Source organism: Catenuloplanes nepalensis (assembly GCF_030811575.1).
Taxonomy (GTDB): Bacteria; Actinomycetota; Actinomycetes; order Mycobacteriales; family Micromonosporaceae; genus Catenuloplanes; species Catenuloplanes nepalensis.
The window spans coordinates 1,914,404-1,935,862 of record NZ_JAUSRA010000001.1; the positions used below are offsets into that span (position 1 = coordinate 1,914,404).

Annotated in this window: 17 protein-coding genes; 10 read left to right on the top strand and 7 right to left on the bottom strand. The window is 71.6% G+C overall.

Annotated features, from left to right (window positions below; genetic code table 11):
• Positions 1-223 precede the first annotated feature (223 nt).
• On the bottom strand, positions 224-2,890 hold the full coding sequence (locus tag J2S43_RS07990) for an outer membrane protein assembly factor BamB family protein (RefSeq protein ID WP_306828034.1): 2,667 nt from the start codon (positions 2,888-2,890) through the stop codon (positions 224-226).
• Positions 2,887-3,729, bottom strand: a complete 843-nt coding sequence (locus J2S43_RS07995) for a citryl-CoA lyase (RefSeq protein ID WP_306828036.1) — start codon at positions 3,727-3,729, stop codon at positions 2,887-2,889. The genes J2S43_RS07990 and J2S43_RS07995 overlap by 4 nt, the downstream gene beginning before the upstream one ends.
• Positions 3,730-3,849: 120 nt before the next feature.
• On the opposite strand from J2S43_RS07995, the gene J2S43_RS08000 reads away from it, so the two are divergent.
• Positions 3,850-4,941 carry a ThuA domain-containing protein gene (locus J2S43_RS08000; protein ID WP_306828038.1) on the top strand — a complete coding sequence of 364 codons (1,092 nt, stop codon included), beginning with the start codon at positions 3,850-3,852 and terminating at the stop codon, positions 4,939-4,941.
• A 128-nt stretch (positions 4,942-5,069) separates the two neighbouring features.
• Here the strand turns inward: J2S43_RS08000 and J2S43_RS08005 are convergent, their stop codons facing one another.
• Positions 5,070-6,311, bottom strand: a complete 1,242-nt coding sequence (locus J2S43_RS08005) for a CaiB/BaiF CoA transferase family protein (protein ID WP_306828039.1) — start codon at positions 6,309-6,311, stop codon at positions 5,070-5,072.
• 54 nt (positions 6,312-6,365) lie between these two features.
• Positions 6,366-7,133, bottom strand: a complete 768-nt coding sequence (locus tag J2S43_RS08010) for an IclR family transcriptional regulator (RefSeq protein ID WP_306828041.1) — start codon at positions 7,131-7,133, stop codon at positions 6,366-6,368.
• A gap of 214 nt (positions 7,134-7,347) precedes the next feature.
• Here J2S43_RS08010 and J2S43_RS08015 point away from each other — a divergent pair, with 214 nt between their 5' ends.
• Genes J2S43_RS08015 through J2S43_RS08040 form a run of 6 tightly spaced genes read left to right on the top strand, consistent with a single transcriptional unit; the run spans position 7,348 to position 15,138 of the window.
• On the top strand, positions 7,348-8,790 hold the full coding sequence (locus J2S43_RS08015; RefSeq protein ID WP_306828044.1) for an aldehyde dehydrogenase family protein: 1,443 nt from the start codon (positions 7,348-7,350) through the stop codon (positions 8,788-8,790).
• Positions 8,790-10,517, top strand: a complete 1,728-nt coding sequence (locus tag J2S43_RS08020) for a thiamine pyrophosphate-binding protein (protein WP_306828046.1) — start codon at positions 8,790-8,792, stop codon at positions 10,515-10,517. The genes J2S43_RS08015 and J2S43_RS08020 overlap by 1 nt, the downstream gene beginning before the upstream one ends.
• Before the next feature lie 14 nt (positions 10,518-10,531).
• Positions 10,532-11,680, top strand: coding sequence for an ABC transporter substrate-binding protein (locus J2S43_RS08025; RefSeq protein WP_306828048.1), 1,149 nt, complete (start codon positions 10,532-10,534; stop codon positions 11,678-11,680).
• A gap of 52 nt (positions 11,681-11,732) precedes the next feature.
• Complete coding sequence (locus J2S43_RS08030; RefSeq protein WP_306828051.1) at positions 11,733-12,602, top strand: branched-chain amino acid ABC transporter permease; 870 nt, start codon at positions 11,733-11,735, stop codon at positions 12,600-12,602.
• A complete protein-coding gene (locus J2S43_RS08035) occupies positions 12,599-14,407 on the top strand; it encodes a branched-chain amino acid ABC transporter ATP-binding protein/permease (RefSeq protein ID WP_306828053.1) in 1,809 nt (602 codons plus the stop codon). The genes J2S43_RS08030 and J2S43_RS08035 overlap by 4 nt, the downstream gene beginning before the upstream one ends.
• Positions 14,404-15,138: an ABC transporter ATP-binding protein gene (locus tag J2S43_RS08040; RefSeq protein WP_306828054.1), complete on the top strand. Its 735-nt coding sequence runs from the start codon at positions 14,404-14,406 to the stop codon at positions 15,136-15,138. Before J2S43_RS08035 ends, J2S43_RS08040 begins: the two co-directional genes overlap by 4 nt.
• A 115-nt stretch (positions 15,139-15,253) precedes the next feature.
• On the opposite strand, the gene J2S43_RS08045 is transcribed toward J2S43_RS08040, so the two are convergent.
• The 3 genes from J2S43_RS08045 to J2S43_RS08055 form a co-directional block, all read right to left on the bottom strand.
• Positions 15,254-16,588 carry a lipase family protein gene (locus J2S43_RS08045; RefSeq protein WP_306828057.1) on the bottom strand — a complete coding sequence of 445 codons (1,335 nt, stop codon included), beginning with the start codon at positions 16,586-16,588 and terminating at the stop codon, positions 15,254-15,256.
• Between the two features lie 83 nt (positions 16,589-16,671).
• Positions 16,672-17,622 carry an alpha/beta hydrolase gene (locus J2S43_RS08050; RefSeq protein ID WP_306828060.1) on the bottom strand — a complete coding sequence of 317 codons (951 nt, stop codon included), beginning with the start codon at positions 17,620-17,622 and terminating at the stop codon, positions 16,672-16,674.
• Positions 17,623-17,667: 45 nt separating this feature from the next.
• Complete coding sequence (locus J2S43_RS08055; RefSeq protein WP_306828062.1) at positions 17,668-18,216, bottom strand: TetR/AcrR family transcriptional regulator; 549 nt, start codon at positions 18,214-18,216, stop codon at positions 17,668-17,670.
• A gap of 293 nt (positions 18,217-18,509) precedes the next feature.
• Here J2S43_RS08055 and J2S43_RS08060 point away from each other — a divergent pair, with 293 nt between their 5' ends.
• From J2S43_RS08060 to J2S43_RS08070, 3 genes are all read left to right on the top strand, one after another.
• The gene (locus J2S43_RS08060) at positions 18,510-19,376 is read left to right on the top strand and encodes an oxidoreductase (RefSeq protein ID WP_306828065.1); all 867 of its coding nucleotides are present in this window, start codon (positions 18,510-18,512) and stop codon (positions 19,374-19,376) included.
• A 50-nt stretch (positions 19,377-19,426) separates the two neighbouring features.
• Entirely contained in the window at positions 19,427-20,437 is a 1,011-nt protein-coding gene (locus tag J2S43_RS08065) for an alpha/beta hydrolase (RefSeq protein WP_306828067.1), read from the top strand.
• A 134-nt stretch (positions 20,438-20,571) separates the two neighbouring features.
• Positions 20,572-21,420 (top strand): nuclear transport factor 2 family protein, encoded by an 849-nt coding sequence (locus tag J2S43_RS08070; protein ID WP_306828069.1) that lies wholly within the window; start codon positions 20,572-20,574, stop codon positions 21,418-21,420.
• Positions 21,421-21,459: the final 39 nt, after the last annotated feature.

Sequence of the window (21,459 nt, forward strand, 5' to 3'; positions counted from 1 at the left end):
GAACCTCCCGCCGATCGCCGCGGCGCGCCGGATGGCTGGGCGGTGAACCACGTCTGCGATCCGCGAGAGCTGCGCCGGCGTCGGCCGCTGCTCCCACGCCGGCAACTGCTCACGCTCGTGATCAGTGAGCACGACAGGCACTGCTTCTCGGAGAAGGCAGAACCTAACCGTGCCCACTGAGAACGTCTGAGGACTCAGCACACCAGGCGTTGGCCGCCGGGTGTCACTTGACGACGCGCACGGGCGTCGTCGAGGTGAATCGCTGCTGTTCGCCCCTGTTCAGCAGGTCCGCGGAGAGCGTCAACGCCACCGCGTCTCCTTCCGGTACGTTGTTGTCGAGGTCGGCCTTGTCGAAGATCGCGGTGAGGGTGCCGCCGATCACCGTCGCCCGGACGGCCGTGACGGGCGCCCTCGACAGCGGTGTGCTCAGGACGACGTCGCCGTCGAGGCGGTAGCCGGCCGGAACGCGAAGCGTGGCCGCGACGGTGCCCCGCACGCCGGTGAAGATCCCGGTCGGCGAGCCGAGGTCGATGGTGGAGGGCAGGAACCGCAACGCTCCCGGCAGATCCCGTGGCGTCGGGTACACCTCGATCTTGCCGGCCGGGCGGGGATCGGTGCAGTCGTTGAAGTAGTACTCCCCGGCCCGGCCGAACGTGAACTCGAAGGTCTCTCCCGGATCCAGCCGGGGGTTGAACAGCCCTTCGAAGTACTGGGTCGCGCAGTGCGGCAGCCGGTTCGGGAAGTTCGGGAAGGTCTCCGCCCCCGGGTTGCGGAACGTCACCGTGGTTCCCACCGGCACCCGGAGGTGGGTCGGGGCCATGCCGCGCTGGGAGGTGCTGTCCGCCGCCGGCGCGGTGTCCGTCGTACGGTCCTGGCGGCCCAGGTAGACGGTGTTGTTCACCGTCGCTCCCTCGACCGGCCCGCCCTGGACGGGCCGGCGGATGGTGAGCGGCGCGGTGTCCGGGCCTTCCTGGCTGCCCGACTCGGTGGTGTGGGTGCCGCCGAGCTTGAACGCCCAGAGCGAGTCGCCCTGGGTCACCGACGCGCCGTACGGGTTCGTGGCCCCGGCGGCGAGGACGGCGACGTACTGCTCCCCGCCGGCCGTGTAGGTGATCGGCGCTCCGGAGATGGCCGAACCGGTCTGGAACTGCCACAGGATCGTGCCCTTGCGGGCGTCCATGGCCAGCAGGCGGCCGTCGGCCTGGCCGACGAACAGCAGGTCGCTGGCGGTGGTCAGCGGGCCCTGGCCGTGCGCCATGTCGGTGCCGAGGTGGTTGCGCCACCTCACCTCGCCGGTCGAGGCGTCGTAGGCGAGGATGCCGCCGGTCTGGTACTGGCCGATCGCCCGCTGACCGTTGGAGGCGGCGCCGTTCCAGTGCGCGGCCGGGTTGGTGCCGTACGGGAAGTAGACCAGGTTCGTGCGGTGGCTGTAGGAGTTGTTCGACCAGTCACCACCTCCGTTGGGGCTGGTGGTCGACAGGATCGGCAGGTCCCACTGCGGGTCGTAGAGGCAGCCGCGACGGTGGTCCGTGCGGCCCTGGGGGTAGGTCAGGAACGGCTCGTCCGCCGCGACGTAGCTGTCCGGGTTGAAGACCAGATTGCCGTTCGCGTCGGCCTGATAGCCGTTGTAGTTGGGCACGGCCCGCCACGGGTCACCGGGTACGGTGCGCGGGTCCAGTTTCTGCCAGACGAGGCATTCGGGCAGCAGGCGCTTCACGGGGAACGGCTGGGTGGCGGCGTTCTTCTGCCGTGAGTCCTGGATCATCGGTCGCTCGGTGACGGGGAGCACGGGCCTGCCGTCGGTGCGGTCGAGGACGAGCTGGTGACCCGACTTGCTGCCGTAGAACAGCGCTTTGCGGTGCCGGCCGTCGACGGTGATGTCGGCCAGGGTCGGCGGGTGGACGTTGTCCATGTCCCAGATGTCGTGCCGGATCGACTGGTAGTGCCACCGGTACGCGCCGGTCTTCAGGTCGACCGCGACCACGGTGTCGGAGAACAGGTTGTCGCCCGGGCGCAGCGAGCCGTCCTGCGAGGTGCGGCAGCTGCGCGGGTTGCCGAAGGTCATGTAGTAGAGGCCGAGGGCCGGGTCGGCGGCGCCGTGCATCCACGGCGTGGCACCGCCCTCGAGGTTGCACTCGGTGCCGTCCGGCAGCACGGGACCCCAGGTGGCGCCGGCGTCGACGGAACGGCCGTTGACGTCGGTGAAGATCATGCCGCGTCCCGGGCCGCCGAAGAAGTGCCACAGGTAGCCGCCGTCGGCGGCACGCACCGCCACCACCGCGGCGCGGTCGCCGTTGGCCGCGTGGGCGTAGACGACGCCGTCGTGGTGGACGGTCGCGACCCGGTCGATGCTGCCCAGGTCGACACCGGCCTGGACCGATGGCTGCACAGCCCAGACCTGCCGGCCGGTGTCCTTGTCGAGGGCGACGACGCGATCGCCGTCGGCCAGCGTGTAGACCTTGCCGTCGCCGATGGAGACGCCGCGTCGGGTGTCCGCGGTCGCGAAGCCCTCCGGCGCCCACTTCCACCGGGGTGCACCGGTCGCACCGTCGACCGCGATGACCTCGCCCCCGGGGGTGTCGGTGTAGATGACGCCGTCGGCGACGATCGGTGTGGTCTGCTGGCCGACGTCGTCGGTGGCCGGCGCGACCGCGGAGACGTGTGTGCGCCAGGCCGGGCCGAGCCTGTCGAGGTTGCGCGCGGCGATCTGGGTCAGCCCCGAGTAGTGCTGGTTGCCGAGGTTGCCGCCGACGGTCGGCATGTCCGCGCCCGTCGGTTCCAGGCCGGGAGAGCCGGTGCCCGGCCGCTCCGGGATCTGGGCCAGGGCGCCCGGCGGGCCGGCGGTGACGGCGAGGACGAGCAGGACCGGCACGAGGGTACGTGGTCTCATCGGATTCCTTCCGCTTCGGTGTCGTGCGGGGCGGCGGGCTGTGCGGGATGCTCGCCGAGGTAGGTCGGCCGGACCGCCGGTGGGACCGGTCCCTTGTTGCGCCGGCCCTGGCCGGTCTCCTCCCAGGCGTGGGCGAGGATGCCGACGCTGCGGCTGAGCACGAACAGCCCGCGGGCCAGGGGGGCGGGAAAGCCGAGTTCGGCGTGGATCACCGCGGTCGCACCGTCGATGTTCATCGGTACGGGTCTGCTGCGCCCCTTGTTGAGTGCCGTCTCGACGGCCAGCGCCGCGCGCAGGTGATCGCCGGGGACCGTACCGTCGTCGACGGCCTGTTCCACCAGGCTCAGCAGCGGGTCGCGGCGCGGATCCCGGGTGTGGAACCGGTGCCCGAAGCCGGGTAGGTAGCGCACGCCGCGGGCCCGCCAGGCGGCGATCACCTCGGTCGCGGCCTCGTCGATAGCGGCGGAGCCCGCCGCGGCGTCCAGGACGTCGTCGAGCAGTTCCACGCACTGCTGGCCCGCGCCGCCGTGCGAGTCGCCGAGCGTGTTGACGGCGCTGGCCATGGCGTTGTTGAGGCCGACGCCGCAGGTCGCCGCCATGCGTGCGATGGCGATCGACGGGGCGTGCGGGCCGTGGTCGACACCGGCCACGAGCGCCGCCTCCAGCAGGCGTGCCTGACGGCCGGTGGGGCGCTCGCCGCGGACCATCAGCCAGATCATCGCCCCGAAGCCGATCTCGCCGATCAGGTCCGCGACCGGGATGCCGCGCAGTTCGATGTGATCGGGCTCGATGCGGGAGACGGCCGTACCCCACCAGTCAGCGACTTCGATGTCCGTCATGCGGGCACTGTAGCTGAGGTCCGTAGAGCGGTCTAGAAAGACTGCTCAGTGGTCCAGAGTCGTCGGTTGCGTCGCGAGAAGCGTGGTCCCTATATTGATGAAGACCTCACAGTGGTACGGATGGTCCGCACAGCGGACCGAGAGGCGGACATCATGGCGAAACTTCCCCGGCGCGCGGTCCTGCACGGCGCCGCCGCCACCGCAGCGGCCGTCGCGGCGGCCACCACCGCGCCCGCACCGGCGGAGGCCGGCACGGGCTCGCACCACGCGGGCGGTCGCGAGCCGACGGTGAAGCAGCCGGTCACCACGAACGTCCCGCGCGGGCAGGCCGACCACTTCGACCCGTACTACAACGTCGTGCGCGGTCAGGTGCCCGCGTCCTACCACCCGTGGGTGGCCAACCGGCAGGACCGCGTGCTGCTGTACACCCGGACCGCCGGCCCCCGGCACGCCCACCTCGGCCCGGCGTTGCCGGCCGGGCTGAACCCGCCGCTCACCGCGGCGCACGTGCTGCAGAACGCCGTCATCAGATGGATGGGCGAGGTGGGCGTCGCCGTCGACTGGACCGAGGAGGTGACCCGGCTGCCGGGAATCGGCAGCACCTACAAGGCGGTCGTGTTCGGCAGCACCAGCCGCGACACCCTGTGGAAGCACGGCACCGCGGTGGATCCGGCCGCGGCGGTGAACACCACCACCGGGGCGCACCTGGACGCCGGCAGGACCGCACTGCGGCAGTACGTGCGCGCCGGGGGCGGCTTCGTCGGCATCCACAACGCGATCGGCGGCACGGAGTACAACTGGCCCTACTACGAGGGTCTGTGCGGTGGCACCCAGTACTACGACCACGGCGCCAACCAGGACGGCACGATCGTCACCCTCGCCCGGGACTCCTCGACGCAGGGGCTTCCGGCGCGGTGGGCCTTCAGGGACGAGTGGTACAACTGGCTGCCGTTCCCGACCCGGGTGAAGTTCCTGCTCGCCGTCGACGAGTCCAGCCTCGCCACCAGGTCGGCCACGCACCCCGGCCACGGCCGCTTCCACCCGATCTCCTGGTGTCAGTACTACGACGGTGGCCGCTCCTGGGTCGCCGCCCTGGGGCACGACTCCGCCGCCTACGTCGACGGGTCCGGCTTCCCCGGGCAGGAGTTCTTCAAGAAGCATGTCGTCAACGGGATCCTGTCCGCGATGGGAGATCTGCCCTTCTGCGTCTGAGCGGCTTGACATCGCATGGGCCGGCGTCGATAACTAACGTACCTGTTCGTACATTAGGAGGTCGCCTGATGGCCCGACGGCGGCGGCATGGTGGTTTCCCAGGGCGCCGCGTCGTTCCAGCGGACGTATCAGGACTGCGCCGAGCCCGCCCGCGGGCGCTCGTGCCGCCGGTCCGCCTCCCGCCAGCGAGCGAGCAGCTCCGGCAGGGAGTCGTTGTGCTCGCCGAGCACGGGCGGGGCCGACGGGGGAGTGAGGGCCTCGCCGTCGTGGAGCACCCCGCTGCCGCTGACCCGCAGCGCGCCGTCGGTGCGCGCCGTCGCCGCGCCGGGTGTTCCCGGGGGGTACGGCAGGTCGGTGAAGAAGCCGCGGCCGGCCACCTGGTCGGCGGCGACGGCCTGCGCGACGGTGAGGATGCGTGCGGCGGGCACGCCCGCGGCCGGCAGGATCCGTTCCCAGTCCGCGGCGGGCCGCGCCCGCAGTGCCACGTTGAGTTCCTCATTGAGTCGCGCGCGGTGCTGCTTGCGCGCCTCCCGCCCGGCGTAGTGCGGGTGGCTGATCAGGTCCTCGCGCCCGACCAGCCGGCACAGCGTCTCGAACTGCTCCTGGCGATTCGCCGCGATGTTGAGCGGTCCGTCGGCGGCGGTGAACGTGCCGGACGGGGCGGCGGTCGCGTTCTGGTCGCCCATCGGCTGTGGTTCGGTGCCGCTGACCACGTAGTTGGAGACGGCCCAGCCCATGGCCGACAGCGACGCCTCCAGCATGGACACGTCGAGGAAGCGGCCGCGCCCGTCGTGCCGGCGCCCGGCCAGGGCCGCGGTGATCGCCAGGGCGGCGCTCAGACCGCCGACGGTGTCGGCCACCGGGAAGCCGACCCGCAGCGGCGCGGTCTCCGGCGTACCGGTGATGCTCATCATGCCGGACAGTCCCTGGATGATCTGGTCGTAGGCGGGTGCCTGACTCATCGGTCCCGACTGGCCGAACCCGGTGATCGCGCAGTAGACGAGGGCGGGGTTGAGCGCGCGCAGGCGTTCCCACGGAAAGCCCAGCCGGGCCAGCACCCCGGCACGGTAGTTCTCCACCAGCACGTCGGCATGGGTGACCAGCTCGGTGAAGTGCTCCCGGCCGGTGGAGTGCTTGAGGTCCAGCTCGACGGACTTCTTGCCGGCGTTCTGGGCGAGGAAGGAGGCGCCGAGCCCGGCGGCGTTCAGCTCGGGATCGGGGCCGAGCCGCCGGGCCAGGTCGCCGCGGCCCGGCACCTCGACCTTGACCACCTCCGCACCGAGCAGCGCGAGGTGGTAGGTGCAGTAGGGCCCCGCGAGGACGTTGGTCAGGTCAAGGACCCGGACGCCGTCCAGTGGCCGCTCGTGCATGCGGAGGTCTCCTTCCGACGGGCTCCGCCGGGCCGTGCCAGGCCGGGCGGAGAGCTAGAACGACGAGCCCAGGGGATGGTCGAAGCCGCGCTCGTTGAGTTGCGCGGCCGCGTCGATCAGCGCCTTGGCGAAGGCGCCGACCCGCTCGTCGGTGAAGCGGACGGTGGGGCCGCTGAGGGTCAGGGCCGCCACGACGGTGCCCGAGCGGCCCAGGATGGGCACGGCGACCGCGGACAGCCCGGCTTCGCGCTCCCCGTGGCTGACCGCGAAGCCCGCCGCCGTGGCCTCGTCGATCCATTCGCGCATCCGGCGTACGTGACCGTCGCCGTACGGCGAGGAGCGGGCGACGCGGTCCAGCAGGGCGGGTGTGGCGTTGCGCAGCAGCACCTTGGCCGACGCGCCGGCCCACAGCGGCAGTTCGTCGCCGACATGGACCACGTGCCGCAGCGGTTGCGGGCTCTCCTGCTGGGCGATGCACACGCGCACGATGTCGCGTACGACGTAGACGTTGACGGTCTCCCGTTCGCCGGCGGCCAGTGCGCGCATCAGCCGCTGGGTCTCCGGTGGCAGCTCCCATCCCCGCCGGGCCAGGTGCGCCCACCGCCACAGCCCGGGCCCCGCCATGTAACCGGTGTTGGTGGCCCACAGCAGGCCGCTCTGCTCCAGCGTGTGCACGATGCGGATGACGGTGGTCTTGGCCAGGCCGGTGGCCGCCACGATGTCGCGCACGGCGATCAGCGGACGGTCCTCGGTGAGCAGCGACAGGATGTCCAGCGCGCGCTGGATGCTGCGCACGCCCTGGGCGTCGGGGGTCTCGGGCACTGTCGCTCACTTTCCTCAACGGTGCCGCGAGGCACCGGGGCCGGGTCGAAGACACCTCAGATTGTGCCGTCCGGCGGCCCGTGTCATCGGCTGGCAACTTTTCGACACCCACCTATTGCCTTCGGCTCGCGGCCAACCGTACGTTACACCGGAGTCCGCACAGTGGTCCAGAAAACCATCTGTGGTCCGCTTGATGGACCGCCGAGGAGGTGTGATGGTCGTGCAAGCTCCGGCTCTCATCGCCGGCACATGGATCGGGGACGGCCCCGCGGCCGAGCGGGTGGGGCCGTACACCCGCGCGGTGGTCAGCCGGGCCCGGGTCGCCGGCCCCGGCGACGCCCGGACCGCGGCCGAGTACGCGAAGGCCCACGCCCGTGCGGTGGCCCGGCTCGCCCCGGCGACCCGTGCCACCGTGCTGGAGCGGGCCGCCGCCCTGGCCGTGGAACGGCGCGACGACCTGGCCCGGCTCATCGCCCTGGAGTTGGGCAAGCCGCTCAAGGACGGCCGCGGCGAACTCGTCCGGGTGGCGGACACCTTCGCCGTCTGCGCCGCCGAGGCACGGCAGATCGGCGGCGACGTGCTGCCGGTGGCCGGCTGGGAACGGGGCGTGGGCACCACCGCACTGACCCATCGGGCCCCCGCGGGTGTGGCGCTGGCCATCACCCCGTTCAACGCCCCGGCCAACCTGCTCGCCCACAAGCTCGGCGCCTCGTTCGCCGCCGGCAACAGCACCATCGTCAAATCCCCGCCGCAGGCGCCCGCCGTGACGACGGCGGTCGTCCAGCTGCTGCTCGACGCCGGCGCGCCCCTGGAATCGGTGCAGCTGCTGCACGGCGGCGGTGAGATCGGCGCCGAACTGTGCGCGGCACCCGAGGTCGCGGTCATCAGCTTCACCGGCAGCGCCGAGACCGGGGCCGCCGTGGCCCGCGCGGCCGGCGCCAAGCGACTCGTCCTGGAACTGGGCGGCAACGCCGCCACCATCGTCTGCGACGACGCCGACCTGGCCGCCGCCGCACAGGTCTGCGCCCGCACCGGATACAGCAACTCCGGCCAGAGCTGCATCTCGGTCCAGCGCGTCTACGTGGCCCGGCAGTGCTTCGAGGAGTTCGTCGACCTGCTCTCCGCACAGGTCGCGGCGCTGAAGGTCGGAGATCCGCTCGACCCGGACACCGACGTCGGGTCCATGGTGGACGAGCGGGCCGCCGACCGCGTGCTCGGCTGGGCCGTCGACGCGGCCGCGCGGGGCGCGCGCATCACCGTCGGCGGCACCCGGGACGGCGCCACCCTCCACCCCACCGTGGTCGCCGGTCCGCCCGCCGACGCCGCGGTGGTGACCAGGGAGGTGTTCGGCGCGCTGGTCGCGGTCCTGCCCTTCGACGACTTCGACGACGTGCTCGCCACCTGCAACACCAGCCGTTTCGGCCTGCAGGCCGGGCTGTTCACCCACCACCTGGGCCGCATCCTCACCGCCTGGCGCGAGCTCGAGGTCGGTGGTCTGGTCGTCAACGGCTCCTCCAACTTCCGGCTCGACCACGTGCCGTTCGGCGGGGTCAAGGACTCCGGCTTCGGCCGCGAGTCGCCGCGCTGCATGGTCGAGGACTACACGGTGATCAAGACACTCCTGGTCCGTGGCCCGTCGATCTGGGGAGAGAACTGATGGCATCACGTACCGCCGCCGACGCCCTCGTCGCGCAGCTGGCCGGGTACGGCGTCGAGCACATCTTCGGCACCTGCGGGCACACCAACATCGCGCTGCTCGACGCGCTGGGCCGCAGCGACATCGAGTTCGTCATCGCCCGCCACGAGCAGACCGCCGCGCACGCCGCCGACGGCTACGCCCGCGCCACCGGCAAACCCGGTGTCGTGCTCATGCACGTCGGTCCCGGCATGATGAACGCGGTCACCGGTGTGGCCACCGCCGCGCTGGACTCGGTCCCGCTGGTCGCGATCGCGGGCGACATCCCCTCCTACATGTACGGACGGCATCCGCACCAAGAGGTCAACCTGCACGCCGACGCCGACCAGGCGGCGATCTACCGCCCGTTCGTCAAGCGCGCGTGGCAGGTCCAGCGACCCGAGGACCTGCCCCGTTTCACCGAGCGCGCCTTCTGGACCGCCACCTCCGGCCGGCCCGGCGCCGTGCTGCTGGACGTGCCGATGGACATCTTCTCCCGGCCGGCCTCGCCGGCGGCCCATCCGCTGCCGTTGTCCGTGACCCGCCCCGATCTCGCCTCGGCGGACGCCGACCGGATCGCCGCCGCGCTCGTCTCCGCGCAACGACCGCTGATCTACCTCGGCGGCGGGCTCGGCGGCCCGGACGGGCGGCGCGCGCTGCGCGAACTGGCCGAGCATCTCGACATCCCGGTCGCCCATTCGCTGATGGCGAAGGGGTCCCTGCCCGACGATCACCCGCTCGTGATGGGCATGACCGGCTTCTGGGGGCTGGCGGAGACCAACGCCTACGCCCGGGACGCCGACGTCGTCCTGGCCATCGGCACCCGCTTCGCCGAGACCGACTCCAGCTCCTGGGATCCCGCCTACACCTGGCGCTTCCCGCCGGGCCGGCTGGTGCAGATCGACATCGACCCGGCCGAGATCGGCCGCAACTACCCGGTCGAGATCGGCGTGGTGGCCGACGCCGGTTCCGCCGTCCGGCAGATCCTCGCCGCGGTGCGGCTCGCGGACCGGGTGGATCGCCCGCGGCTGCGCGAGCGGATCCGCGCGGTGCGCACCGAGCTGTTCGCCGCGAGCGCCGAGCGGGGCCGCAGCGACCAGTTCCCGCTGCGCCCGGAACGCATCCTCAGCGACGTGCGCGCGGTCCTGCCCGACGACGCGGTCCTGGTCACCGACGTCGGCTGGAACAAGAACGGCGTCGCCCAGTGCTACCCGCTGCCCGAACCGGGCCTGTTCATCACTCCCGGTGGCGCCTCGACGATGGGCTTCGGTCCCGCCGCGGCGGTCGGCGTGCAGCTGGCCGACCGCGACCGCGTGGTGGTCGCCCTGATCGGCGACGGCGGCATGAGCGCCCAGCTGCCCGCGCTGCCGATGGCGGTCGAGCAGGGGCTGCCCGTCATCTTCCTGGTCATGAACAACCGGGCCCACGGCACCATCAGCGACCTGCAATCGAGCAACTTCGGCCGCAGCTACGGCTGCGACTTCACCGACCCGGACGGCGAGCCCTACAGCCCCGACTTCGCCGCCCTCGGCCGTGCGTGCGGCGCCGACGGCTACGACATCGCCGAGCCCGGCGACCTGGCGGCCGCGTTGAAGGCCGCCGTCGAACGCCGCCGGCCCGCCGTCATCGACGTGCCCATGGTCAACGAACCGGTGCCCACCCCGGGCCACTGGAACATCAAGGACATCTACCAAGGTCATTTCTCCTGATTGAGGTGAGTCGCATGATCCATCGACGTGCCACCGCCGTGACGGCCGCCGTCGCCTCCCTCGTCCTGGCCGCCGGGTGCAGTGCCCCCGGCGGCGGCGACGAGTCGTCCGGCGACGACTCCGGACCCATCAAGATCGCTCTTGTCGACGCGCAGAGCGGCCAGCTCAGCTCGCTCGGCGCGTGGGAGCTCAAGGGCGCCCGGCTCGCCGTGGACGAGTGGAACGCCCGGGGCGGCATCAACGGACGTCAGATCGCGCTCGACGTCTTCGACGACCAGGGCGACCCGACGATCGGTACCAACCTCGCCCGCAAGATCGACAGTGAGGGCTACCTGGCCATGATCGGCACCGCGGAGAGTGCGGTCACCATCGCGATGGCACCCATCCTCGAACAGGCCGAGATCCCGAACATCACCTCCGGCCAGTCGCCCGGCTTGGTCGCCACCGGCAGCGACTTCCTCTTCCTCAACGGCCCGACCAGCACCACCTACGACGAGACGCTGGCCGAGCACATCGTGGACCGGCAGGGCACCAGGAACATCGCGATGATCACCAACAACGGCGGGTACGGCAAGGGCGAGCACGACGCGTTCCTGGAGGCACTGCGCAAGCGCGACGTCACGCCGGTCGCCGACCAGGTGGTCACCACCGACCAGAAGGACTTCAGCGCCGTCCTCACCGGGATCCGGCAGAAGAACCCCCAAGTGATCTTCCTCGGCGCGGAGGAGGTCGAATCCGGTCTGATCGTCAAGCAGGCCCGCGACCTCGGCATCACCGCCACCTTCGCGGGCGCGGCACCACAGGGCACGCCGGTCTTCATCGACACCGCCGGCGCGGACAACGCCGAGGGCACCATCGTCAGCTCGCCGTACCTGAGCAACGACATCAGCGACGCGTCGAAGACGTTCGCCGCGGCGTACAAGGCCACGTTCAACGAGGACGCCGAGCTGCACGGCGCCAAGGCGTACGACGGCACGCAGATCCTGCTCACCGCGCTGAAGACCAGCAACGTGGCGACCGGCAGGGAACTCGCCGACGCCATCCGCGCCACCCGGTACGCCGGGCTGCTCGGCGACTTCGCGTTCGATCAGACCGGCGTCGGCATCTTCGCGACGTCCGTCGGCGTCATCCGCGACGGCAAGCTCGTCGCCGCCACCAGCTGACCGGTGATCCCGGTGCCCGCCCGGCGCCGGGATCCGCCATCCAAGGAGAGCCATGCAGGTCTTTCTGCAGACCGTCGTGGGCGGGGTCAGTCTCGGTGCGGTCTACGCCCTGGTGGCACTGGGATTCTCGCTGGTCTACCGCACCATGGGCCTGGTCAACTTCGCGCACGGCAACGTGGTGACCGTCGGCGCCTACCTCGCCTCCACCTTCTATCTCTCCAGCCGACTGCCGTTCGCGCTGGCCATGGCGGTCGCGATCGGTCTCACCGGTGCGATCGGCCTGATCATCGAGCGGGTACTGCGGCCGCTGGAGAACCGTGACTTCGACCTGATGCTGATCGGCACCATCGGGTTCGGCATCGTGCTCGACGCGCTGATCATCATGATCTGGGGCGCGACGGGCCGGGCCGTCCCGTCCCCGGTGCCGTCCGCGCCACTGGACGTGTTCGGGCTGCGCATCCGCACCTACGACCTGGTGGTCCTCGCCATCGCCGCGATCGCCACCGTGCTGCTGGTGCTCTTCCTGTCCAGGACCAAGACCGGCGCCGCGATGCAGGCGGTCGCCATGGACCACGAGGCGGCCACCGCCGTCGGCATCCACGTCGGGCGCAGCAACGCCGTCGCCTTCATGATCGGCGCCGGTCTCGCCGCCCTGGCCGGCGGGCTGGTCGGCCCGCTGCTCTACGTCAGCCCGGCGCTCGGCGGAACGCTCGGCATCAAGGGCTTCGCGGCCGCGATCCTCGGCGGCTTCGGCAGCATCCCCGGCGCCATCGCGGGTGGGCTCGCCATCGGCATTCTCGACTCCTTCACGGCAGGACACTTCCAGGGCTACTCCGAACTGGTCACCTTCCTGATCTTCACGGTGATCATCATGGTGCGGCCGACCGGCGTCTTCGGAGAGCGGACGGTGAACCGGGCATGAGACATCGCATCGCCGCGATCGCGTTGATCGGCGTGCTGGCCTGGCTGCTGCCGTACGGCCTGGACTCCTACGCCATCCACGTGGCCAACGTCATCCTCATCTTCGCCATCCTCGCGATCGGCCTCGGGCTGTGCATGGGCGTCGGCGGCCAGGTGAACCTGGCACAGGTCGCGTTCTTCGGCGTCGGCGCCTACACCACCGCGATCCTCACCACCCGGGCCGGCCTCGGCTTCTGGACCTCGGCGCTGCTGGCGATCGCCGCGGTGGTGGCGATCGGCCTGGTGGTCGGCACACCCGCGCTCCGGGTCCAGTCCCACTACCTCGGCATCGTCACGCTCGGGCTGGCACTGGCCTTCACCAACTGGGTGACCAACGCGACCGTCTCCGGCGGCGCGGAGGGCATCTCGGGGATCCCGGCGCCCACCCTGCCCGGCATCGACCTTTCCGACGAGTACCTCTACTACTACCTCGAACTCGTCGTCTTCGCGGTGGCGCTCGGGTTCGGCCTGTTCGTCGTGCGCACCGGGCTGGGCCGGCGGATGCGGGCCATGCGCGACGACGCGCTGGCCGCGAGCGCGCTCGGCGCCGAGGTCCCGATGCTGCGCATGGTCGCGTTCGTGCTGGCCAGCGTCTACGGCGGGCTCGGCGGGGTGCTCTACGCGGGGCTGATCCGCTACGTCGCGCCGGAGTCCTTCGGCATCGCGAACATGTTCCTGCTGCTCGGCATGGTGATCATCGGCGGCCGGCAGAGCCTGATCGGCTGCGTGGCCGGCGCGGTCGGGCTGTCGCTGGTCCGCGAGACCCTCGTCGACCATCCCACGATCGCCCAGATCGGCTACGGCGCCGTGGTCGTCCTCGTGGTGGTCTTCGCGCCCACCGGCCTGGCGGGCCTACCGGCCAGGCTCCGCGACGCGATCACCCGGCGTCGCGGACGGCAGGGCACGGCGGCGCAACTGCGCCCCTTCCAGCCGTACGCGGAGGCCGCCCCGGCCGGCGGCGACGACCCGGTGCTGCGTGTGGACACGGTCAGCATGCAGTTCCGCGGCCTCAAGGCACTCGACGCGGTCTCCCTGACCGTCGCCGCGGGGGAGATCCGCGGTGTCGTCGGACCGAACGGCTCCGGCAAGACCACGCTGTTCAACGTGATCAGCGGTCTCTACCGGCCGACCCGCGGCCGGGTCGAGTTCCGCGGCCGTGACCTGACCGGCCGGGCGCCGTACCGGATGGGCCGGGCCGGCATGTCCCGCACGTTCCAGAACCTGCGGCTGTTCGGCGACCTCACCGTGGAGGAGAACCTGCTGGTCGCGCTGGATCGCAGCGGCACCGCACAGAGCTGGCGCTACCTGCTGCGGCCGATCAGCGTGCTGCGCCGGGACCGGGAACTGCACCGGCAGGCCCGGGAGGTGCTGGACCGGTACGGGCTCACCGAGTTCGCCGGACTCGCACCCACCGCGTTGCCCTACGGCATCCAGCGGCGCGTCGAGATCGCCCGGGCGGTGGCCACCTCACCCACGCTGCTGCTGCTCGACGAACCGGCGGCCGGCCTCAACGGCGAGGAGGTCCGCCAGCTCAGCGAGATCGTCCGCTCGATCCGGGCCGGCGGCATCACGGTCATCATCATCGAGCACAACATGGGCCTGGTCATGTCGCTGTGTGAACGGGTCACCGTGCTGGCCGGCGGCCGGGTCATCGCCGAGGGCACCCCGGCCGAGGTGGCCGCCTCACCCGCCGTCGTCGAGGCCTACCTCGGCGACTCCATGTCCGTCGACGACCTGCCGGATCTCTCCCAGGAGGCCAGCCGATGACCGGCACGCTCACCCAGACCGCGGCCACGCTCACCGTGGAGAACCTGACCGTCCACTACGGCGGCGTGTGCGCCGTACGCGACCTGAGCTTCGCCGTCCCGGCCGGCGACGCCGTGGGCGTCATCGGCGCGAACGGCGCCGGGAAGACCTCCACCCTCAAGGCCGTGATGGGCCTGATCCCGCGCACGGTCGGCGCGCTGCGCTTCGGCGACGTGGACCTGAGCCGGGTGAGCGCCCGCGACATGGTCCGGCACGGCATCGGCTACGTGCCGGAGGGCCGGCACGTCTTCCCCGGCCTGCCGGTGGAGAAGAACCTGCTGCTCGGCGCGTACGCCCGCAGGTGGAACGCCGAGACCCGCACCACCCTGGACGAGGTGTACGCGCTGTTCCCGGTGCTCGGCGAGATGCGGGCCCGGCTGGCCGGGGCACTCTCCGGCGGCCAGCAGCAGATGCTGGCCATCGGCCGCGCGCTGATGTCCCACCCCCGGCTGCTGCTGCTCGACGAACCGTCGATGGGCCTGTCGCCGAAGCTGGTCGAGGACATCGTCGCGGTCCTGCAGCGGCTGCGCGCCGAGGGCCTCGGCATCCTGCTCGTCGAGCAGAACGCCAAACTCACCTTCGAGGTGACCAACCGGTGCCTGGTGGTCGACAACGGCGAGGTGGCGATGACCGGCACCTCCGGGCAGCTACGCCGCGACCCCCGGGTACGCCGCATCTACCTGGGCCTGTGACCGGCCCCCGCCACGTGAGGGAACACCGGCCCGCATGCCCGGCGGCGCGGCGGGGTCCGTGGCGGCCGGTGCATCGGGCACGACCGCACCAGGCGTGACTCGAGCCGGGCGCCGGTCATCGCCGCCGGGGCAGGGTGGTGCAGTCGGAGACCGCGGGTAGGCCGGCCAGCCGGTGGCCGAGCCAGTCCACGGCGGTGTCCTGGTCGGTGAGCAGCGGCCCGAAGTGGTTGAGCAGCGCGCTGCTGCCCCGGGGAAGGGTGAGCGGGGCGTAGACGACGGTGCCGCCGAGATCGCACCAGGCGGTGGCCATCGCGCGTGCCTGGGCGTGCGGGACGAGGTTGTCGTTGACGCCGGTGGCGACGCGGACGACGCCGGCCGGCCTGCGGGTGCCGATGAGCTGGTCGTCGACGAAGGCGCGCAGGCGGGGCTCGGTCCGGATGATGTCGGTGACCGACTCGCCGTTCGTGGTCCACGCGGTGCTGCGCCGTCCGGCGTAGGTGAGGATCGCGTCGCCGACGCACATCGTGGACAGGTCGGCGAGCACGGCGCGGCCGGCGTCGTTGAGGTACCGGTCGACCAGCGGTGCCAGGTCCGGCCGGGACTGCAGGAATCCGTTGACCGACCAGCCGAGCGCGCCCAGCAGTTCGCTGCCGTCGATCGCCGCGGTGACCTCGGTCAGGTCGGCCGGTGGCGCGCCCGCGTAGGTGGCTCTCAGCGGGACGTCGGGTGCGTAGGCCGGGTGGAGTTCGGCCGCCGCGGCGACCGCGCCGCCGCCCTGGCTGTAGCCGTAGAGGCCGACGGCGGACCGGGCGGTGATGGAGGTGTGCGGCAGTGCCCTGGCGGCGCGGGCGGCGTCGAGGACGGCGTGGGCGCTGTCGACCCGGTTGACGTAGGTGTGCAGCCGGTCGGTGGTGCCGAGGCCGACGTAGTCGGTCTGTACGACGGCGATGCCCTTGGCCAGCAGCCGGTAGATCGCGAGGATCTCGTACCCGACCGAGATCGTGCTCTGTTCGTGGCCGATGCCGAGGATCAGGCCTTTCTGCAGTGCCAGGGAGGTGGAGCACTGGTCGCCCTGGCCCATGGTGCCGGGGGCGAGCACGGCCAGTGGTCTCGGGCCGGGCCACAGCCACGGCACGGCCGGTTCGAGGTAGGCGCCGGTCACGGCGACCGGGTTCCCGGCGGAGTCGGTGGACTTGTACATGATCCGCGTCGCGCTGCCCGGCATGGCGGAGTTGATGCCGGGCAGCCGCAGCGCGAGCGGGAGCGGTTCGGTGCGGACCAGCGCGCCGTCGGCCGCCGGAAGCGTGGGCGGTGGCGTGTAGAAGGCGGGGATCGGGATGCCGCGCGAGGTGACGGGCGCGTCGGCGGCGCCGGCGGGGAGCGTGGCCAGGCCCGGCCCGGCGACGGTGGCGGCGAGCAGGGCGGCGCAGAGGCGGGTGCGCAGGGACATGTCCGGCCTTCCTTGGTGCGGCGGCTCACCGAGCAACCTCGGTTACCGGACGGTAACCTAGCGCCTTGAAAGATTCAAGACTGTCAATGAATCAGTGCGGACCGCAGTTCCGCGGAGATCTCGGCGAGGGCCTGCGGCGCGCCGCGGCACAGCTTCGGAAAGGCGAGAAAACCATGCGGCATACCGGCGTACGTGGTGCTGCGCACCGCCACCCCGGCGGCCCGCAGAGCGTCGGCGTATCGCAGCCCGTCGTCGCGGATCGGGTCGTGCTCGGCCACCTGGATCACGGCGCGGGGCAGCCCGCGGTGGTCGGCGGCGAACAGCGGCGAGGCGTACGGCTGCTTCGGGTCGGCGTCGCCCAGGTAGTGGTCGCGATAGGTGACGACGTCGGACCTGGTGAGGATCGGCGCGTCGGCGTTCTCGTCGATCGACGGGCTGGAGCCGGTCAGGTCGGTGGCCGGATAGATCAGCGCCTGGAAGGCGATGGCCGGCCCGGAGCGGTCGCGCGCCATCAGGGTCGTGACCGCGGCGAGGTTGCCGCCGGCGCTGTCGCCCATGACGGCCAGCCGGCGCGGGTCCGCACCGAACTCCGCGGCGCGGCCGGTCACGTCGGCCAGCGCGGCGTAGCAGTCCTCGGCGGCGGCCGGGAACCGGTGGGTCGGCGCGAGCCGGTAGTCGACCGACACCACGACCGCGCCCACCGCCGCGGCGACGTTGCTGCACAGCCAGTCGGCGGTGTCGAGCGAGCCGACGACCCAGCCGCCGCCGTGGAAGTTCACGATCAGGGGAAGCGGCGACCCGGCGTGCGCGGTGGGACGGTAGCTGCGGATGCGCAGCGGGCCGGTCTGGCCGGCGGCGTGGGAGTCGTCGAGGGTGACGCCGTCCGCGACCGCGCCGAGCAGCAGGTCGGTGACCGGGTTGTGGCTGACCCGCACCTTCTGGTTGCGCAGGATCTGCTCGGTGCTCTGCCCGGTGATCGAGTTGCGCCTCAGGGCCCGGCCGAGCAGGCGTACGCGGAGATCGAGCTTCGCCATGGAGGCAGTCAACGCGCGTGGACCATCCTTGTCAACACTGTTGACTCAGGCGTCCGGGGTGATGAGTCGCTGCAGCAGACCACCGTACCGCCGGATGAAGGACTCACGGTCGGCGGCGACCCGGTCGTCGCCGACGATCCAGAGCGCGTACAGCATGCCGCCGGTCATCGCGGCCGCCGTGCGGGCACGCGCGTCGGCGTCGGCCCCGGTCATCCGCGCCCGCAACGGCGCCACGAACTCCTGCTCGTGCAGGCCGCGGAGCTGCTCGGCGATCCTCGCCTCGGCGCTGCCCTGCAGCAGGGCGACGTAGGCGGGCCGGAACTCCTCGCCGACGTCCAGGAGCATCCCGACGAGCCGGGTGCCCAGCGTCCCCAACGGGCCGCCGAACACCGACTCGTCGAGGTGCGGCCGCACGACGTCCAGGAAGAGCAGCTCCTTGCTGCCGAAATGGCGGATGACCAGAGCCGGGTCGGCTTCGGCCGCCGCGGCGATGTCGCGCACCGAGGTGCCGGCGAAGCCCCGCTCCCGGAACAGCCGGGCGGCGGCGACGTGGATCCGGTCGCGGGTCGGCGTGCCGGATCCTCGTCGGGTCATCGCCGCATCCTAGAGGCGCGACCACCGCCGGGTACGTGCGAGCCGCGCGGCGCCAGCGACGACATCAACGTCATGGACCGCCTCAACGAACCGGACCCGGCCACCTCCTGCGGCGGGGACCTCCACGGTTGCACCGAATGTCCCTCGGCTGAGTCCGTCGCGCGGGTGACCCGGGTGGGTGCGTAACGCACTTTGAAGTGCGTACTTCCCGATAGAGAGTTGCCTACCTAATGTGTAGAAGCAACCCACCGGGCAGCGCAAACGCCCGGTATCACTTGAACGAAGGTGCACGCATGTCGTCTCTATCCCTTCCCGGCGGCGCCTGGAACCTCGGTGACTCGACGGTCAACCGGTTCGGCTACGGCGCCATGCAACTGGCCGGTCCCTGGGTGATGGGGCCTCCCGCTGATCACGAGGGGGCGCTGGCTGTCCTCCGCGAGGCGGTGGAGCTCGGCGTCACCCACATCGACACGAGCATCGCCTACGGGCCGCGTGTGACCAACGAGCTCATCCGGGAGGCGCTGCACCCCTACCCGGAGTCGCTGGTCGTCGCGACCAAGGTGGGTGGGCGCCGTGACGCGCAGGGCGGCTGGCCCACGGCCCGGCGACCCGAGGAACTGCGCGAGCAGGTGCACGAGAGTCTGGCCACCCTCGGCGTCGAGCGCCTGGACCTGGTGTACCTGCGCATGGGAGACGCCCAGGGCCCGCAGGCCGCCTCGCTGGCCGAGCCGTTCGAAACACTCGTCGCGCTGCAGAAGGAGGGCCTGGTCCGGCAGCTGGGGGTCACCAACGTCACCGCGGAGCAGGTCGACGAGGCGCGATCCATCGCGCCGATCGTGAGCGTGCAGAACATGTACAACCTCGCCCATCGCCACGACGACGCGCTCATCGACCGGCTCGCCGCCGACGGCATCGCCTACGTGCCGTTCTTCCCACTCGGCGGTTTCACGCCGCTGCAGTCGGACGCGCTGTCGTCGGTGGCGGCGCGGCGCGACAGCACCCCGATGGCGGTCGCGCTCGCCTGGCTGCTGCACCGATCACCGAACATCCTGCTGATCCCGGGCACCTCGAAGGTGGCACACCTGCGCGAGAACGCCGCCGGCGCGGCGCTCTCCCTCTCTGCCGAGGACCTCGCCGAGCTGGATCGGATCGGTCGATGAACAGAACCGGACCGGATCGGATGATGAACAGAACTGGATTGGACAGGCCGGTGAACAGGATTCGTCTCTGGCTGACCGCCGTCGCGACGGCGCTCGCCCTGACTGCCGGCGCGACCGCGTCGGCGTCGCCCGCGGTCGCGCAGGCGACGCCATGGCACCACGGCTCCATGGACGTGCGCGTGGCGGTAGGCGTCGACGGCGTCTCGTCCGCCACGATCCACGCCGAGCGGTACACCCCGGCCGGACGCGCCCGCGGTGTGCAGGTGTTCGTCCCCGGCGCCACCTATGACCACCACTACTTCGACCTCGCCACCGAGGCCGGGGTCGTCTCGCAGGCCCGGCAGGCCGCCCGGGACGGGTGGGTGGCCATCGCACTGGACCGCGTCGGCACCGGCGGATCGTCGACGCCCGCGGCGGGCTCCGTCACCACCGCGGTGCAGGTCGCCTCGATCACCCGCTTCGTCGACGAGATCGGCCGCCGGTACGCACGGCTGCCGATCGTCCTGGTGGGCCACTCCTACGGCAGCGTCGTCGCCGAGGGCGTCACGGCCCGCTCGGCCCGGGTCGACGCCCTCGTGATCACCGGCTTCATGTACCGCACGACGCCGCCGTCGTTCGAGGGGTTCCCGGCGCTGGTGCCGGCCGCCACCGATCCGGTCCTCGCGCACCGCCGCCTGCCCGAGGGATATCTGACGACGACACCGGGCTCGCGCGCGTTCTTCTACCACCTGCCCGGCGCCGACCCGGCGACGCTGGCGGCCGACGAGGCCACCAAGGCCACGACGACCGAGGCCGAGGTGCCCGGCTTCGCCGCCGAGTTCGCCTCCGGGGCCTTCGCCGGCGCGGTGCGCGTCCCGGTGCTCGTGGTCGTCGGCGAGCACGACTACCTGTATGCCGGCGCCGACCCGGCCGCCTTCGCACCCGATCAGAGGCGGGCCTTCACCGCCGCTCCCGCCGTCGACGCCGTACTCATCGACGACGCGGCGCACGACCTGGCGCTGCACCGCAACGCGCCACGTACCACCGCCCTCATCGATCGGTGGGCGGCCTCCCACTCCTGATCACGATCCGCCGGTGCGGCGGCGCACCCGTCACGGGGCGCCGCCGCACCGGCGAATGCCGCACCGCACTCCCCGTCGCCGAAGCAGCCGTCGCCTCGGGGCGAAGCGTCGCCAGCGGTGAGGGGAACTCCCGGATGCCTACCACCAGCGCGGCCGCGGCACGGGCCGAGGCCGAGGCGCGGTACGACGCCTTCCTCGCGGTGTGCCCCAGTCATCAGATGCTCGAGCGAATCTCCGGCGAGTGGGTCACGCTCATTCTCTCCGCACTGGGCAGCGGTCCGGACTGCACCGGCGAGCCGCAGCCGATGCGCTACTCGCGGCAGGCGCCGGTGTGGGCTCTTACCGGATCTGATCTGGCCCACGAGAGGCTGAGCGGGGTGGATCAGATTTGGAGAGAGGAACGGGTGCCGCGTCGTCTCAGTAGATCTGATCCTCAAGCAACCGCGCCGGATGGGATCCTTCTCACCAGGTTTGTTATAGGTCAGCCACTAACTTCGGGCTACGGTGGCGGCATGACAGAGACGACCGAGAACCGCTCCCCAGCCCAGCACGCCGTGGCAGACCACCTGCGGCTGCTGACCGCCGGCAGGCTGGATGCCTGGGCCGAGCTGTATACCGCCGACGCCACGTTCACTTTTCCGTTCGCGCCGGCCGGGATGGCCTCCGAACTGCACGGGCGCGAAGCCCTGGGCAGGCACATGCGGAACTTCGTAGCCACCTTCGACGTGCAGGCCGTGAACCTGCGCTACATCGCGACAGCCAGCCCGCAGATCGCGGTGGCATTCTGGACGTTGGACGGGACGGCGACGCCCACCGGGAAGCGTTTCAGGCAGGACTGCTTCGGAGTCGTGCAGACCGACGCCGACGGGCTGATCACTCGATACGACGACTACTGGAACCCGCTGGCCGCCATCGACGCGCTGACAGCCGACGACCCCGAGGCAACCGGAACCGCGGGCGTAGCTGGCTCTTTCGGTAGCTGAACGGAGCGAACCGGCGGGCAAGGCGCCGTGGATAGGCTG

Bases quoted from the DNA above. Each gene is read 5' to 3' on its own strand.
- J2S43_RS07990 (WP_306828034.1), bottom strand. From the start codon at position 2,890: ATGAGACCACGTACCCTCGTGCCGGTCCTGCTCGTCCTCGCCGTCACC.
- J2S43_RS07995 (WP_306828036.1), bottom strand. From the start codon at position 3,729: ATGACGGACATCGAAGTCGCTGACTGGTGGGGTACGGCCGTCTCCCGC.
- J2S43_RS08000 (WP_306828038.1), top strand. From the start codon at position 3,850: ATGGTCCGCACAGCGGACCGAGAGGCGGACATCATGGCGAAACTTCCC.
- J2S43_RS08005 (WP_306828039.1), bottom strand. From the start codon at position 6,311: ATGCACGAGCGGCCACTGGACGGCGTCCGGGTCCTTGACCTGACCAAC.
- J2S43_RS08015 (WP_306828044.1), top strand. From the start codon at position 7,348: ATGGTCGTGCAAGCTCCGGCTCTCATCGCCGGCACATGGATCGGGGAC.
- J2S43_RS08020 (WP_306828046.1), top strand. From the start codon at position 8,790: ATGGCATCACGTACCGCCGCCGACGCCCTCGTCGCGCAGCTGGCCGGG.
- J2S43_RS08025 (WP_306828048.1), top strand. From the start codon at position 10,532: ATGATCCATCGACGTGCCACCGCCGTGACGGCCGCCGTCGCCTCCCTC.
- J2S43_RS08030 (WP_306828051.1), top strand. From the start codon at position 11,733: ATGCAGGTCTTTCTGCAGACCGTCGTGGGCGGGGTCAGTCTCGGTGCG.
- J2S43_RS08035 (WP_306828053.1), top strand. From the start codon at position 12,599: ATGAGACATCGCATCGCCGCGATCGCGTTGATCGGCGTGCTGGCCTGG.
- J2S43_RS08040 (WP_306828054.1), top strand. From the start codon at position 14,404: ATGACCGGCACGCTCACCCAGACCGCGGCCACGCTCACCGTGGAGAAC.
- J2S43_RS08045 (WP_306828057.1), bottom strand. From the start codon at position 16,588: ATGTCCCTGCGCACCCGCCTCTGCGCCGCCCTGCTCGCCGCCACCGTC.
- J2S43_RS08050 (WP_306828060.1), bottom strand. From the start codon at position 17,622: ATGGCGAAGCTCGATCTCCGCGTACGCCTGCTCGGCCGGGCCCTGAGG.
- J2S43_RS08055 (WP_306828062.1), bottom strand. From the start codon at position 18,216: ATGACCCGACGAGGATCCGGCACGCCGACCCGCGACCGGATCCACGTC.
- J2S43_RS08060 (WP_306828065.1), top strand. From the start codon at position 18,510: ATGTCGTCTCTATCCCTTCCCGGCGGCGCCTGGAACCTCGGTGACTCG.
- J2S43_RS08070 (WP_306828069.1), top strand. From the start codon at position 20,572: ATGCCTACCACCAGCGCGGCCGCGGCACGGGCCGAGGCCGAGGCGCGG.